Origin of the sequence: Kitasatospora sp. NPDC048239, from assembly GCF_043202015.1 — a bacterium.
In the GTDB taxonomy this organism is placed as follows: Bacteria; Actinomycetota; Actinomycetes; order Streptomycetales; family Streptomycetaceae; genus Kitasatospora.
The window spans coordinates 219256-232904 of the sequence record NZ_JBICZP010000007.1; the positions used below are offsets into that span (position 1 = coordinate 219256).

The following is a 13649-nucleotide window of genomic DNA, read 5'->3' on the forward strand; positions in this document are numbered from 1 at the left end:
ATGATGAAGGCAATCACCCAGCACACCTACGGCGGCAGCGACGTCCTGCGGCAGACCGAGATCGAGCGCCCGGTACCCGGCCCCTCCGAGGTGCTGGTGCGCGTCCACGCGGCGGGCATGAACCCCACCGACTGGAAGCACCGCCAGTTCGCCGGGTTCCTCGGCCGGCTGCCCCTGGTGCTCGGCTGGGACGTCTCCGGCGTCGTCGAGGCCGTCGGCCCCGGCGTCACGATCCACCGGGCGGGCGACGAGGTGTTCGGGATGCTGCCCTACCCGCACGGCGTCGGCTCGTTCGCCGAGTACGCGGTGGCCCCGGCCCGCGCGCTGGTGCGCAAGCCCGCCGGCATCGACCACGTCCAGGCGGGCGCGATCCCGCTGGCCGCCCTGACCGCCTGGCAGGTCCTGGTGGACGCCGCCGACGTGCAGCCCGGCCAGCGGGTCCTGATCCACGCCGCGGCGGGCGGCGTCGGCCACCTCGCCGTGCAGATCGCCAAGGCGCGCGGCGCCCATGTGATCGGCACGGCCAGCGCCCCCAAGCACGCGCTGCTGCGCGAGCTGGGCGCCGACGAGCTGATCGACTACCGCAGCGAGGACTTCACCGCGATCGACCCGGTCGACCTGGTCTTCGACACCCTGGGCGGCGAGACGGCGATCCGCTCCCTGGAGACCCTCAAGCCCGGCGGCGAGCTGGTCACCATCGCCCTCGGCTCGCTGCCCGCCGACCTCGCCGCCCGGGCCGAGGCCCTCGGCGTGCGGGCCTACCCGCTGCTCGTCGAGGCCGACCAGGCCGGCATGCAGGCCGTCGCTGACCTGGTCGCCGACGGGCGCCTGCGGGTCGTCGTCGAGGCGGCCTTCCCGCTCGCCGAGGCCGCCAAGGGCCACGACCTGGGCGACACCGGCCGGGTCACCGGCAAGGTCGTGCTCACCGTCGCCGAATAGGCCCCCGCCCGCGCCCCTGCGGCCCCGGCCCGATCCTCCCGTGCTTGTCGCGGCACCCGCCCGCACGGGAGGATCGGGCGGTGTTCGAGCTGCTGGCGGGAACGGGGGTCGCGCTGCCCGGTACGGGCGGCCTGCTGCGCTTCGGCATGGACGAGCGCGCCGCCGGCCGGGCCCTGGCCGCCCTCGCCGACGCGCGGCCGCTGCCGGCGCCGCTGCCGGTGTCGCCGGCGGCGCCCGACGCGGCGTGGGGGTACAGCGTGCGCTGGGGCGACCTCACCGTGGCCGTCCGGGCCGGCGGACCCGGCCGGGCGGCCGGGGCGCCCCGCGAGCCGCTGCTGCACACCGTCGTGCTGAGACGCGCCCGCTCCGCCTCGGACGGGCCCGGTGGCACGCCCGTCGTCCTCGACGACATCGACCTGTTCGGCTACCCGGCCGCCGAGGTCCTCCACGCGCTCGGACCCGTCCCGCCCCCCGGCCTGTGGACCGAACCCCCGCACGGGCGCGGCTACCTGACCGCCGTCGCCCTGGGCAGCGAGCCCGCGCCCCCGCCCGCGGGCCGCCGCACCTCGGCCGCGGCCGAGGCGGCCGAGGTCGAGCGCGCCCTCGCCGGCTACGCCCCGCTGTGGACCACCGAGCGCGACCGGTGGCAGCTGCAGGAGGCCGGCGGCGGCCACCTGCCCCGCCTCCGCGACGAACCGGGCACCACCCTGCTGGTGTGCGACGACGCCCTCGCCCGCAGGATCACCGCCGCCATGCTCGCCGCCGGCGTCGAGGTCGTCCCCGAGACCCCGTGAGAAGCCGTTGCCGCACCGGCCTCGGCAAGCGCGGGTTCGATTGCGGCAGCCCGCCCGGGGCGCGGCTCCACGCCCCGGCCGGCCCGTCGGCTTGACCGGCGAGAAATCAGACAAGTCACCTGTCGGGCACCGGAGTTCGACTGAGCCGAAGGCAGAGGCCGGCACGGGCGAGGCCGGCTCCGTGGTGGAGGGTGCGAATGCCACCCCGCCGCATATCTATACGAACCATGGCAAACTGGGCGTAAGTGATAGTGCTCTACAGAGGAAGATCACCCATGACTCATGGAGCCCACCCCCACGCTCCTACCGTCCGCGCGAACATCGACCGGGCCCGCGGCTGCGAAGAATGCCGCAGCTGGGGCACCGTGATCACACCCGAGGGCCGCCACGAGCTGTGCCCCAGGTGTCAGCACCCTGACTGACGGCCTGGATCCGGTCGGGGAGGTCGCGGGCCGGCCCTTGGCAGCCGGAGCCGACCCCATCATCCGGGCTCGGGCCCGGACGCCCACTCCTCGTCGAGGATGCCGAAGACCTCGGAGTCGCGCCAGCCGTCCCGGATCAGCGCGGTGTGCCGGTGGCGGCCTTCACGGGTCATGCCGAGCCTGCCGAGCACCCGGGACGATCCGAGGTTGCGGGGATCGCAGGTCGCGTAGATCCGGTGCAGCCCCAACTGCGAGAACCCCCTGGCGAGTAGTTGCCCGCCGATGGCCGTGCCGACGCCCCGGCCCCACACGCGGGGATGAACCAGGTAGGAGATCTCGCCCTGGCGGTGGGCCCGGCTTCGGACTTTCAGCTCGCCGATGCCGATGAGGTCGTCGCCGAGGCAGGCCGCGTACGCGAATCTCGTCTGCGGAGACTGCAGCCGGGCATCCACCGCGTCCTGGACGAAAGCGCGCGTCTGCTCCTCGGTGTTGGGCCCCCATGCCTGATAGCGGCAGGCCTCCGGCAGGCCGGCGAAGGCGTGAACGGCCCGCCAGTCGCCGACAACGAGCTCGCGCAGGGTCACCAAGGGCTTGATCACAGGCCGATTCTGCCGGGACGACACCGCCATATCCCAGCACTGAGAAAGCCGCTGCCGTACCGATCCGTCAGCGGCGGGTGCGCCGCAGGGTGCGCAGGATGCCGTAGGCGGCGACGGGCAGGGCGACCAGCAGGGCGGCCCAGAACGCGCTGTGCCCCCACAGCTCGGCGACGGATTCGAACCAGGGCCCGGCCACCGGGATCCGCACCGCCTCCAGGGGCCCCAGCGGCGGGGGCCAGGCGCCGAGCAGCAGGGTGGCGGGCAGCCAGGCGACGAAGAGCCGGCGGGCGGTCCGCGGGGTGGCGAGCGCGCTCAGCACCGACACGGTGGCCAGCAGCACCACGAACCCGGCCTGGTAGGCGGCCCCGGTCCGGCCCGTGCCCCAGGACGCCGCGGTGGGGTGGTGGCCGGTGGCGGCCAGCCGCACCTCCACCGCCCCCCACAGCAGGACGACCAGGACGAGGGTCGCGCCGAGCGCGAACAGGGCCCGGTCGCGCAGGCCCCGGGGCCCGGGCCGCCACTGCCTCGCGTCGCGGGCCGGGCCGGTCCGCCCCGCGACGGGGGGCCTGCGCCGGGTGGCGAGGCGGCCCCAGGTCCGGACGGTGCGCTCGCGGGCGTCGTGGGCGGGCTTGAGCAGGTTGGTGGCGGAGCGCTCGACCAGGACCAGGGCCAGCACCACCGCCAGCGTCGCCGCCACCCCCGCCCAGCTGCCCATACCGCCCTCGAACACCACCACCCGGTCGGCCAGCGCCTGCGGCGGGCGCAGCACCGTCATCGGCGGCCCCAGCCGCAGGTAGCCGATCGCGAAGGCCGCGGCGGCGGTCAGCGCCAGCGTCCCGCGCCCGACCCGGGCCGGGAACAGCGCCGCGGTGAGCGCCGCGGCCAGGGCCGCGCCCAGCTGCCAGACCACCTGGTGGGCCGCGCGCTCGCCGGCCGTGCGCAGCGGACCGCCGAAGTCGCCGTTCGGCAGGATCTCCAGCTTGGTCCCCGCGTCGATGGCCAGCCGCCACACCGCGCCCGACCAGAGCATCAGCGACAGGGCGATCAGCATCAGCAGGGCCGCCGCCGCCCGGCGCGGCAGCCCGGTGCGGGCGTTCACCCACCAGGCGTGCGCCCAGGGCCGCCAGGCGGGTGCCTCGCCGCCCCCGGGGTCCGCCGGGTCCGCCGCGCGGACGGCCCTGGTGCGCAGCACCGCGGCGGCGACCAGCGCCGCGCGCCCGGCCGCGCTGTCCGGGGTGCAGCGCACCGCGCGCCGGCGCAGGGCCGACCAGCGCCGCCGCACGGTGTCCGGATCGGTGCGGCGCACCGCGGCGCGTACGGCCAGGGCCGCCTCCACCACGGCCGCCGCCACCGCCGCCACCGTGGCGGACAGGCGCGCGGGCAGGTAGGCGGACACGGCCGCGGGCACCGGCAGCCGGTGCAGGGCGGCGGGCAGCGGGGAGAGCTCGGCCACCAGCGGGGCGTGCTCCCGGGGGTCGACCGCCAGCCGGACCGCGCGGCGGTGCGCATCGGCCTGCTCGTCCGCGCTCAGGGCGCCGCCCACCCCCTCGGAACCCCGCCCGGCAGCGGAGCCCCGCCCGGTGCGCCGCCCGCCGCCCAGGGCCTGGGCGGCACGCTCCACCTCGGCCAGGACCTCGGGCAGCTGGGCGAGGGCGAGCAGCCGTCCGCAGTGCTCCCCGGAGCACTCCGGGTGGTCGCAGTCGTAGCGGGCGGCGATGGCCGGCGCCGAGGCGGCGACCAGCTCGTCGATGAACGCGAGGGCGTCCGGCGCGGAGGTGATCCGCACGATCCCGGCCGCGTCGACCGGCCGGTCGCCGTAGTACGGGGTGGCGCCCGGGGCGAACGCGGCGCCCAGGGCCAGCACCGCCAGCGACGCCGCGCCGGCCCGCTTGGCGCCCCTGGTGAGGTCGACGTCCCGCAGGTAGTGCAGGTCGAAGACGGTGTCCTGCACCTCGTCGCGCAGCCAGGCCAGCAGCCGCACCGCACCGCCGCCCCCGGCCAGCCAGTGCGCCGCGTCGGCGGAGCGCCCGAGCATCGCCCGGGCCAGCACGGACGGGTCGTGGTACGGGTCGCCGAGGAAGGTGATCGGGCGGTGCGCCGGGGCGCCCGCGTACCCGCCGCCCGCGTACCCGCCCGCCGGGCGCGCCACCTCGGGGGAGCCGCCGCCCAGCCAGGCCCGCACCTGCCCGGCGGTCCACCGCTGCGCCGGGTTCCTGGTGAACAGCCCCTGGAGCAGCAGCAGTTGCCGCGGGTCGGTGACGGCCCGCAGGTCGACCTCCTCGCCCATCACCAGGTCGTACTGCAGCACCTCGTCGCTGACCAGCAGGCCGTCCGCCCCCAGGTAGCGGGGCCGGCCGGTGAACAGCTCGTACAGCACGTTGCCCAGCGCCCACCACGGCCCGGCCGGGTGGTTGGTGCCGGCCAGCTGCTCGGGCGCCATGTACGGGATCGTCACCTGCATCTCGGTGGAGAAGTTCCGGCTGAGCCGGGCCACGCCGCCGAAGTCCGCGATCACGAACTCCCCGGGGCCGCCGTCCGGCCGCACCAGGATGTTGGCCGGCTTGAAGTCCACCGGGGTGCGCCGGATCCGCTGCTGCCAGAAGTCCAGCAGCGCGACGAGCTCGCCGACGATCCGCGCGATCCGCTGCTCCTCGGTGTGCCGGCCCTCCCGGCGCAGGTCGGCGATGTGGTCGGCGAGGGTGGTGGGCAGGTACTCCATCGCCACCCAGTCGCAGCCCGCCCCGGCGTGCTCGATGCGGCCGTGGCCGAGGATCTGCGGCACGTGGCGCCGGTAGTCGTCGTTGCGCAGGTGCTCCAGCAGCTCGGCGTCCATGCCCTGGCCGGGCGCCGCGACCTTCACCGCGGCCTCGCCGCCGCCGTCGGTGCGCCGCACGTGCCACACGGTGCCCTCGGTGCCCGATCCGGCGACCCCGTACGGCTCGTAGCGGTCCAGCAGAGCCGCCGGGAAGGCGCCCCCGAAGTGCCCGCCGCGCCCGGGCGCGGGACCGCGGGTGACGGTCTGCGGGGGGTGCTGCGGCTTGACCCGGGTCGGGGCGTCCGGGTCGACCCTGGTCCGCGGCCGCGGGAGCGCCGCCGCGCCCAGCCGCGAGGACGGCGGGGGGACGGCGTCCTGCGGGCCGCGCTCGCGGCGGCCGCGCAGCCGCCAGTCCACCCGCGTGCGCGGACCGGGCCGAGGCCCCTGGTCCCCGTCCACCGGGCCCGGTTCCGCCGGAATGCCGTCGGCCATGGTGCAGCTCCCCTCCCCGTCCCCCCGACCCCGTACGGCCCCCGACCCGCCGCCCCTGCCGGGGCCCGGTCGCGGCCGGGGCCGCCCACCGGTCGGGACACCCTACGCCCCCGGGCACCGCCCGGCCGCATGCGTACCGACACCGCCGACATGATAGTGATCAACCGTCACCTCGCGTACCGGTACGCCCGGTTCACACCCCTCACCCGGACGCCGGCCGGCCACCGGCCCGACGCCGGCCGGCCACCGCGGGGCCTTGTCAGGAACACGCGACATCCCTACCGTCGGGTAACGCGGTCCGGCACCCGCCCGTCCCACCCCCCGTCCCACCCGGCGCCCCACCCGGCGCCCCGGCGCCCGCCGCCCCCTTCCCCGATCCCGCTTCCCTCAGGCAGGACATGTTGACCACCACCCGCACCCCGCGCAGGGCCGTCCTCGCCTGCGTCCTCGCCGCGCTCTGCGCCTGGCTCCCGGCCCCCGCGGACGCCGCGCCGCCACCCGGCCCGCAGCACCCCGCCGCCGCCGCGGACCCGGCGCCCTCCTGGACGGCGCCGCTGTCGACCCGCGGCCGCTACATCGTCGACGCCACCGGAAACCGCTTCCGGCTCAAGTCGGGCAACTGGGACGGCGCCCAGGGATCGTGGAACGGCTCGGGCGACAGCGCCGACCCCGCCACCCACCACAGCGGGCAGCAGTCCTTCGGCGTGCCCCTGGGCCTGGACCGCGCCCCGGTGTCCGCCATCCTCGCGGGCTTTCGCCAACTGGGCCTGAACAGCATCCGGCTGCCCTTCTCCAACGAACTCGTCCACGCCACGGCCCCGGTCCCCGACCGCGCCGTCGCGGCCAACCCGCAGCTGCGCGGCCGCACCCCCCTGCAGGTCCTCGACGCGGTCGTCGAGGCCCTGACCGCCGACGGCTTCGCCGTCATCCTCAACAACCACACCAACACCAGCCGGTGGTGCTGCGGCGTGGACGGCAACGAGCGCTGGAACAGCGCCCAGTCCACCCGCCAGTGGGAGGACGACTGGGTGGCCATGGCCCGCCGCTACAAGGACAACAAGCGCGTGGTCGGCGCGGACCTCTACAACGAGGTCCGCCGCGACGTCCTCGACGACCCCAACTGGGGCCTGGGCGACGCCCACGACTGGTACGCCGCCGCCCAGGAGGCGGGCGACCGCATCCTCACCGAGGCCGACCCCGACCTGCTGATCATCGTCGAGGGCATCAACTGGACCGGCGTACCGGTGGACTTCCTGCCGCACGGCCGCCCCGCCCTCACCCCCGTGCGCACCCTCTCCCACACCCTCGTGGCCTCCGACAAGCTCGTCTACTCGGCGCACTTCTACGGCTACACCGGCCCCCGCCACAGCGGCGCCACCGGACTCGGCGAGACCCACGACGCCCGCTACCAGGACCTCACCCGCGAACAGCTCGAACAGGCCCTGTACGAGGAGGCGTTCTACGTCTCCGCCGAGACCGGGCAGCACTTCACCGCCCCGGTGTGGATCAGCGAGTTCGGCATCGGGGCCGGCGAGACGGGCACCGCCCCCAAGGCCTGGTTCGCCGCCTTCACCGACCGCCTCGCCGCCATGGACGCGGACTTCGCCTACTGGCCCCTGGTGGGCTGGAGCACCGACGCCCAGGGCCGGGCGGGCGGCGACGACTGGGCCCTGCTGCGCTTCGACGCCGCCGGCCGGCGCTCGGGCCTGCTGGACGGCCCCGACTGGCGCGCCCCCGCCTGGAGCCGCCTGCTGGGCGCCCCGCAGCGCACCGGCCCGGTGGCCGCCGCCGACACCTGGGACATGCTGGCCGTCGACCACCGCGACGCCGTCGAGTCCCTGCGAACCCGCCGCCTGGGCGACTGGGACGCCGGCGCCCGCAAGGCCGCCTGCCCGGACGGCCAGCGGCTCCTGGGCCTGGGCCGCGGCACCGGCCGCGGCCTGTGCACCGACACCGCCACCGCGGGCGACCTGCGCGCCGCCGGCGACGACGCCACGGTGGTGCGCGACGAGCGCTACGTGCCGCCCGGCGGCGACTGGGCCGGCGGGTACACCAAACTGCAGTGCCCCCAGGGCCGGTTCCTCATCGGCTACAGCCGGCGCGGCGCCACCGTGTCGGCGGCCCTGTGCGCGCCGGCCCGGGGCCCGCTGGGCACCGCCGGGCGCACCGTCTGGTTCGACCGGGGCGACAACCGGCCGGCCGGCGGCCCCGGAGGCGACTTCGCCGACGGCGACTACAAGGGCCAGTGCGCCTCCACCGAGTACGCCGCCGGGATCGCCTTCACCACCCGCGTCGGCTCCCGAGGCACCCCCGACGCGCTGCTCTGCCGCCCGCTCGCCTGACACCCCCCCCGCCCGCTCGCGACACCCCTGCCCGGGGACCGGCCGCGGCCGCTCCCCGGGCAGGCGGCAGAGCAGGCGGCAGCGCAGGCGACACGGCAGGGGGCGGGTGATGATGGAAGCCCCGGAATCGCGACCTTCGAGGCCCGGCATGGCGGTGTGGCACGTTCGGGACTTCACCCCGGACGACCTTGAGGCGGTGGTGCGCCTCGACGGCGAGAGCGCCACCACGGACCGGCCCGCCGTCTTCCGGCTGTCGGAGCTCGTCGCCGCGCTGCAGGCGCGGAACCCGAGCGTCGTCGCGGTGGCCGACGGCCACCTGGTGGGCGCCGCGGTGGGCCGGGTGGACGGGGAACGGGCCTGGGTACTGCGGATCGCCCTGCACCCCGCCTGGCGCAACCTGGGCCTGGGCACCGCGCTGCTGTCCGCCCTGGAGCACCGCCTGCAGGGCGCCGGGGCCAGGATCGTCGCGGCCCTGCTGCCCGAGGAGGAGTCCGGGGCGACGGCACTGGGCAACTCCGGGTTCCGCCCCCGCCGGGGGCTCACCTACTTCGAGAAGCCGGAGTCCGCGGGCGCCCAGGGCGCGGCGGTCCTGGCGTCGCTGGGCGCGGTGGTGCCCGAGGCCCGCCTCTGGGCGCAGCTCACCGGCATGGCCGACGAGAAGCGGCTCATCGAACGGCGGCTGGTGCTGCCCCTGGCCAACCCCGAACTCGCGGACGCCCACGGGGTGGAGCCGCCCCGCGCGGTCGTGCTGTTCGGTCCGCCGGGCACCGGCAAGAGCACCTTCGCCAAGGCCGTGGCCGGCCGGCTCGGCTGGCCGTTCGTCGAGCTCTTCCCCTCCCGGCTCGCGCTGGAGGACGGGCTCGCCACGGGGCTCGGCCGCCGCTTCGAGGAGATGGCGCAGCTGGAGCACGTGCTGGTCTTCATCGACGAGGTCGAGGAGGTCGCCGGAACCCGCAGCCTCGCCGACCCCGGGTCGGTCGGCGTGGTCAACGAACTCCTCAAGTCGATCGTGCGGTTCCGCGACCGGGAGGGCCGGCTGCTCGTCTGCGCCACCAACTCGGTGGCCGCCCTGGACCCGGCGTTCCTGCGCCACGGCCGGTTCGACTACGTCCTGCCGGTGGGGCCGCCGGACCACGAGGCCCGCAACGCCCTGTGGGCGCGCTACACCGCCAAGACGGGCACGGCGGCCGACACGGCGGTGCTGGCCGACGCCAGCAGCGGCTTCACCCCCGCCGACATCCGACAGGTCGCCATGGCGGTCGCCCAGGCCGTCTTCGAACGCACCCTCGACACGGGGGAGCGGACCGAGCCCGTCACCGGGGACTACCTGGACGCCATCCACCGCACACGGGCGACCGTGACCGAGGAGATGGCCCGGGAGTTCGCCGGCCAGGCGGTCCGCTACGGACGCACCTGAGGGGGACGGCCGCCCGCCTTCCCGGGCCCCCGGCCCCGGCCCCGGCCCGGCCGTCCCGCCGACACCCGGGAGCGTCCGGCGACCCGGGTCGCCGCTGGTCGCCGGGGGTGGACCAGAATGTCCGCGTGAACGATGCGGACTACCAGGTGCTCTTGCAGGAGGCGATGGAGGCGGCCCGGCGCGCGCCCGAGCGGGGGCGGGTCGCCGACTACATCCCGGCCCTCGCCCAGGCCGACCCGACGGCGTTCGGCATGGCGATCGCCACCGTGGACGGCCGGGTGTTCGGGGCGGGGGACTGGCGCCACCCGTTCTCGATCCAGTCGGTGTCGAAGCTGTTCACCCTGGCCCTGGCCCTGGCCGAGGGCGGCGACGGGCTCTGGCGGGGCGTGGGCCGCGAACCCTCCGGCAACCCCTTCAACTCGCTGGTGCAGCTGGAGTCGGAGCACGGCATCCCGCGCAACCCGTTCATCAACGCCGGCGCCCTGGTCGTCACGGACCGGCTGCTGAGGCTCACCGGCGACGCGGTGGGGGCGGTGCGGGAGTTCCTGCGCGCGGAGTCCGGCAACCCGGCCGTCGCGGTCGACGACTCGGTGGCCTCCTCCGAGGCCCAGCACGGGCACCGCAACGCCGCGATGGCGCACTTCATGGCCAGCTACGGCAACCTGCGCAACCCGGTGGACAGCGTGCTCGCGCACTACTACGCGCACTGCGCGATCGAGGCCAGCTGCCACGACCTCGCCCTGGCCGGCCTCTTCCTCGCCCGGCACGGGATACGGGCCGACGGCACCCGGCTGCTGTCGCGCAGCGAGGCCAAGCGGATCAACGCGGTCCTGCTCACCTGCGGGACGTACGACGCGGCGGGGGAGTTCGCCTACCGGGTGGGCCTGCCGGGCAAGAGCGGCGTCGGCGGGGGCGTGCTGGCGGTGCTGCCGGGGCGCGGCACCGTCTGCGTCTGGAGCCCGGGCCTGGACGGCGCCGGGAACTCGGTGCTCGGCGTCGCCGCCCTGGACGCGCTGACGACGGCGACCGGCTGGTCGGTGTTCTGACCCCCGGGGAGGTGGGGCGGCGCGGCTTGCCTTGACGGTGGCGTCAATGTCTACGGTCGTCATCGCCCGCCGCCGACGGGCCGCGCCGGCGGCCTCCACCGTCGGCGGCGGGGCCGTCCTCCGCCCCCGATACCCCTCCGAGGTCCTCCCATGCCTTCGCCCGCCCTCCTGCACATCGACGCGAGCATCCGAGCGAGCGGATCGGTGTCCCGGGAGCTGTCCGCCCGCTTCGCCGCGCAGTGGCGCCGCCGCCACCCGGGCGCCGGCCACACCTACCGCGACCTGGCGGCCGACCCCGTCCCGCACCTCACGCACGCCGTGCGCGAGGCCCTCCTCGACCCGGACGGCGACCACGGCGAGCCCCCGCAGGAGCGGGCGCTGACCGAGGCGCTGACCGCCGAGGTGCGCGCGGCGACCACGGTGGTCATCGGCGCCCCGATGTACAACTACGCGATCCCCTCGACGCTCAAGGCGTGGCTGGACCGCCTGGTCACCCCGGCCCACATGGTGGCGCCCGGCGCCGGCCCCGGCCCGCTCGGCGGCGCGTCCGTCGTGGTGGTCACCGCCCGGGGCGGCTCGTACGCGCCCGGCACCCCCCGCGAGGGGTGGGACCACCAGGAGCCGTACCTGCGGGCGGTCCTCGGCTCGATCGGCCTCGCGGACGACCTGGCCTTCGTGCACGCCGAGCTGACGACGGCACGGACGGTGCCCGCGATGGCCGCCCTCAGGCCGCTGGCCGAGAAGTCCCTGGCGGTGGCGTACGAGGCCGTGGACCGGCTGGCCCGCTGAGGGGCCCGCCGCCCTCCCCCTACGGCACCACGACGATCTACGGCACCACGACGATTTACGGCACCACGACGATGTCGAAGCGGGCGCTGTCGTCCGCCGGGGTCGGGTCCCCGGGCAGGTCGACCGTCACGGACCCGTCGAGCACCCCGGGGTCCATCCCGGAGGCGATGGAGAGCAGGACGTCGGCGGCGACCGTGCCGCCGGGCGCCAGGCCCGCCGGGAACGTACAGGTCACCGTGTGGCCGAACGGGCCGGTGGAGCACACGCTCGGGGCCTGCCCGACACCGACGACCCCCGGCGGCAGCTGGACCACCAGGGTGAACGGCGCGGTGGTGGCCGAGTCGCCGGTGTTGACCACCACCGGGTGCACCGTCGTCGTGCCGCCCCCGGGCGCCGGGGCCGGGTTCGCGGCCGTCACCGCGAGATCGGCGCCGCAGGGCGCCGCCGCCGCGGCCGGCCCGGCCGCGAGCACCACCACCGTGCACGCCGCCTGCACGGCCCTGCGGACCGACTTCCGGAACGACTTCTGGAACACCTGCCGGGACATCGCCCTCACCCACCTCGTCCTCGCTGCGCCGGCAGGTCCGGTCGGCCCTGCCGTGCCCAGGATCGAGGCGCGGCCCCTCCCACCGGGCCGGGACACGGCCGGGGCCACCCGTACGAGGACCGCCGACTGCCCCGACCCGGCGAACCGCGCCCCCGGTCCGCCGGCCGCGCGCCGGCGGAACCCGGCGCCTCCGGGTGTCTGTGATGGTTGTCCGCCTCAGATCGGCAGGTCCCAGCCCGGACCGTCCTCGGTGCCGAGCCACACTCGCTGGCCGGCCCCCGTGACCGTGATGCCGAAGCCCTCCTGGTGCGGCTCGCCGGCGGCCTGCCAGCGCTGTACCGAGCGTTCGACCTGGTCCCACAGGCGTACGGGACCGCGCTGTACGACGGTCCACCCGCCGTCAGGGGCGGGTGCCGTTCGGGCCTGCGATCCGGTGGACACATCCCAGAGGACCTGTTGTGTGCCCACCCCCATGCGAACGGCCGAGGGCGCGGCGAGCTGGGCCACCCATCCGCCCGTCCAGTTGTCGAGCGCTGCCGGGTCGACCCGGCTCGGGCGCTCCTCACCCGGCAGCAGGTCCAGCGCCGGGAGCGGGGGGCGGTCGTGCGGACGGGCGATCATGAAGCTGGTGAAGCCGGGCAGGAACCGGCCGGTGGCCTCCCCCGGACCGGTCACCAGGGGGCGCGAGTCCGCCGGGGTCGCACGAGTCAACAACAGGCCGACGAACGCCTGTCGATGCTGCTGAGTCGCCAGCAACGCCTCGACCGGCAGCCGGCGCCCAGGATCCATGCGGTGATGGATGAAGGATGCCTCCGCCGGTCGATAGGACAGCGGGTGGTCATGATCGAGCAGCTGCGGCACCTGGAGGCACTGGCACAGAGGCCGGGGGTCATCCTCCAGGTCGCACCCTTCGCGCTCGGCGAGGACAGGCCCTTCGCCCACCCGGTCACGCTGCTGACCATGCCTGACCGGGCCATGGTGGGCTACAGCGAGACGCAGCGGCGGGGGTTCCTCGAGCGAGATCCGGAGACGCTGGCCGAGTGGGCAGGTGAGTACGATCAACTACAGGTCGAAGCGCTGCCCCGAGCGGCGTCTCTGAGCTTCATCCGAGAGGCACGAAAGGGGTTCGAAGACCATGGTTGATCTGTCCGGTGCGCGCTGGCGCAGGAGTTCGCACAGCGCCCAGGAAGGGCAGTGCGTGGAGGTGGCGGAGGGACTGTCCGACCTGGTCCCCGTACGGGACAGCAAGGACCCCGGGGGGCCTGCGCTGTTCTTCCCCGCCGTCGCATTCGCAGCGTTCGTCACCGCGGTCCGAGCCGGCGAGTTCGGCGACGTGTAGAGCCCCCGCGCGGGCTGCCCTCTCGTCGCCGACGCGCGGCGCCCCCTGGCGCCGGTTCCGGCATCCCCTGTATCAGGAGTTCTGAGGAACTCCTGATACAGGGCTCCGGGTGCCCGCTCCCGCGGATCCGGACCGGGGCGACCGCGGTGCGGTGCCTCGCCGTCCGGG

General features: G+C 76.0%; 11 protein-coding genes and 1 pseudogene. 8 read left to right on the forward strand and 4 right to left on the reverse strand.

Annotated elements, in window-relative coordinates:
• The first annotated feature begins 3 nt into the window (after window positions 1–3).
• Both ACGFZP_RS21245 and ACGFZP_RS21250 read left to right on the forward strand, forming a co-directional pair.
• The gene (locus tag ACGFZP_RS21245; protein ID WP_392935542.1) at window positions 4–939 is read left to right on the forward strand and encodes an NADP-dependent oxidoreductase; all 936 of its coding nucleotides are present in this window, start codon (window positions 4–6) and stop codon (window positions 937–939) included.
• A gap of 80 nt (window positions 940–1019) precedes the next feature.
• The gene (locus ACGFZP_RS21250) at window positions 1020–1733 is read left to right on the forward strand and encodes a hypothetical protein (RefSeq protein WP_392935141.1); all 714 of its coding nucleotides are present in this window, start codon (window positions 1020–1022) and stop codon (window positions 1731–1733) included.
• Between the two features lie 481 nt (window positions 1734–2214).
• Here ACGFZP_RS21250 and ACGFZP_RS21255 read toward each other — a convergent pair whose 3' ends face one another.
• Window positions 2215–2754 carry a GNAT family N-acetyltransferase gene (locus ACGFZP_RS21255; RefSeq protein ID WP_392935143.1) on the reverse strand — a complete coding sequence of 180 codons (540 nt, stop codon included), beginning with the start codon at window positions 2752–2754 and terminating at the stop codon, window positions 2215–2217.
• Window positions 2755–2821: 67 nt separating this feature from the next.
• On the reverse strand, window positions 2822–6001 hold the full coding sequence (locus tag ACGFZP_RS21260; protein ID WP_392935145.1) for a hypothetical protein: 3180 nt from the start codon (window positions 5999–6001) through the stop codon (window positions 2822–2824).
• A gap of 398 nt (window positions 6002–6399) precedes the next feature.
• Here ACGFZP_RS21260 and ACGFZP_RS21265 point away from each other — a divergent pair, with 398 nt between their 5' ends.
• The 4 genes from ACGFZP_RS21265 (at window position 6400) to ACGFZP_RS21280 (ending at window position 11595) form a co-directional block, all read left to right on the forward strand.
• On the forward strand, window positions 6400–8343 hold the full coding sequence (locus ACGFZP_RS21265) for a glycoside hydrolase family 5 protein (protein ID WP_392935147.1): 1944 nt from the start codon (window positions 6400–6402) through the stop codon (window positions 8341–8343).
• A 148-nt stretch (window positions 8344–8491) separates the two neighbouring features.
• Window positions 8492–9760 carry an ATP-binding protein gene (locus tag ACGFZP_RS21270; RefSeq protein ID WP_392935150.1) on the forward strand — a complete coding sequence of 423 codons (1269 nt, stop codon included), beginning with the start codon at window positions 8492–8494 and terminating at the stop codon, window positions 9758–9760.
• A gap of 125 nt (window positions 9761–9885) precedes the next feature.
• Window positions 9886–10806 carry a glutaminase gene (locus ACGFZP_RS21275; RefSeq protein WP_392935153.1) on the forward strand — a complete coding sequence of 307 codons (921 nt, stop codon included), beginning with the start codon at window positions 9886–9888 and terminating at the stop codon, window positions 10804–10806.
• Between the two features lie 150 nt (window positions 10807–10956).
• The gene (locus ACGFZP_RS21280) at window positions 10957–11595 is read left to right on the forward strand and encodes an FMN-dependent NADH-azoreductase (protein ID WP_392935156.1); all 639 of its coding nucleotides are present in this window, start codon (window positions 10957–10959) and stop codon (window positions 11593–11595) included.
• Between the two features lie 55 nt (window positions 11596–11650).
• Here the strand turns inward: ACGFZP_RS21280 and ACGFZP_RS21285 are convergent, their stop codons facing one another.
• Window positions 11651–12142: a hypothetical protein gene (locus ACGFZP_RS21285; RefSeq protein WP_392935158.1), complete on the reverse strand. Its 492-nt coding sequence runs from the start codon at window positions 12140–12142 to the stop codon at window positions 11651–11653.
• A 216-nt stretch (window positions 12143–12358) separates the two neighbouring features.
• Window positions 12359–12817, reverse strand: a pseudogene (locus ACGFZP_RS21290) (methyltransferase); the annotation flags it as partial.
• A gap of 60 nt (window positions 12818–12877) precedes the next feature.
• Here ACGFZP_RS21290 and ACGFZP_RS21295 point away from each other — a divergent pair.
• Together ACGFZP_RS21295 and ACGFZP_RS21300 are read left to right on the forward strand one after the other, a co-directional pair.
• A complete protein-coding gene (locus ACGFZP_RS21295; RefSeq protein ID WP_392935161.1) occupies window positions 12878–13285 on the forward strand; it encodes a DUF5753 domain-containing protein in 408 nt (135 codons plus the stop codon).
• Window positions 13278–13481 carry a DUF397 domain-containing protein gene (locus ACGFZP_RS21300; protein ID WP_392935164.1) on the forward strand — a complete coding sequence of 68 codons (204 nt, stop codon included), beginning with the start codon at window positions 13278–13280 and terminating at the stop codon, window positions 13479–13481. The genes ACGFZP_RS21295 and ACGFZP_RS21300 overlap by 8 nt, the downstream gene beginning before the upstream one ends.
• Window positions 13482–13649 lie beyond the last annotated feature (168 nt).

What these genes read in the sequence shown, in the direction of transcription:
- ACGFZP_RS21245 (WP_392935542.1), top strand. Translation starts at nt 4, where the DNA reads ATGAAGGCAATCACCCAGCACACCTACGGCGGCAGCGACGTCCTGCGG.
- ACGFZP_RS21300 (WP_392935164.1), top strand. Translation starts at nt 13,278, where the DNA reads ATGGTTGATCTGTCCGGTGCGCGCTGGCGCAGGAGTTCGCACAGCGCC.
- ACGFZP_RS21295 (WP_392935161.1), top strand. Translation starts at nt 12,878, where the DNA reads ATGCTGCTGAGTCGCCAGCAACGCCTCGACCGGCAGCCGGCGCCCAGG.
- ACGFZP_RS21270 (WP_392935150.1), top strand. Translation starts at nt 8,492, where the DNA reads ATGGCGGTGTGGCACGTTCGGGACTTCACCCCGGACGACCTTGAGGCG.
- ACGFZP_RS21265 (WP_392935147.1), top strand. Translation starts at nt 6,400, where the DNA reads ATGTTGACCACCACCCGCACCCCGCGCAGGGCCGTCCTCGCCTGCGTC.
- ACGFZP_RS21285 (WP_392935158.1), bottom strand. Translation starts at nt 12,142, where the DNA reads ATGTCCCGGCAGGTGTTCCAGAAGTCGTTCCGGAAGTCGGTCCGCAGG.
- ACGFZP_RS21260 (WP_392935145.1), bottom strand. Translation starts at nt 6,001, where the DNA reads ATGGCCGACGGCATTCCGGCGGAACCGGGCCCGGTGGACGGGGACCAG.
- ACGFZP_RS21280 (WP_392935156.1), top strand. Translation starts at nt 10,957, where the DNA reads ATGCCTTCGCCCGCCCTCCTGCACATCGACGCGAGCATCCGAGCGAGC.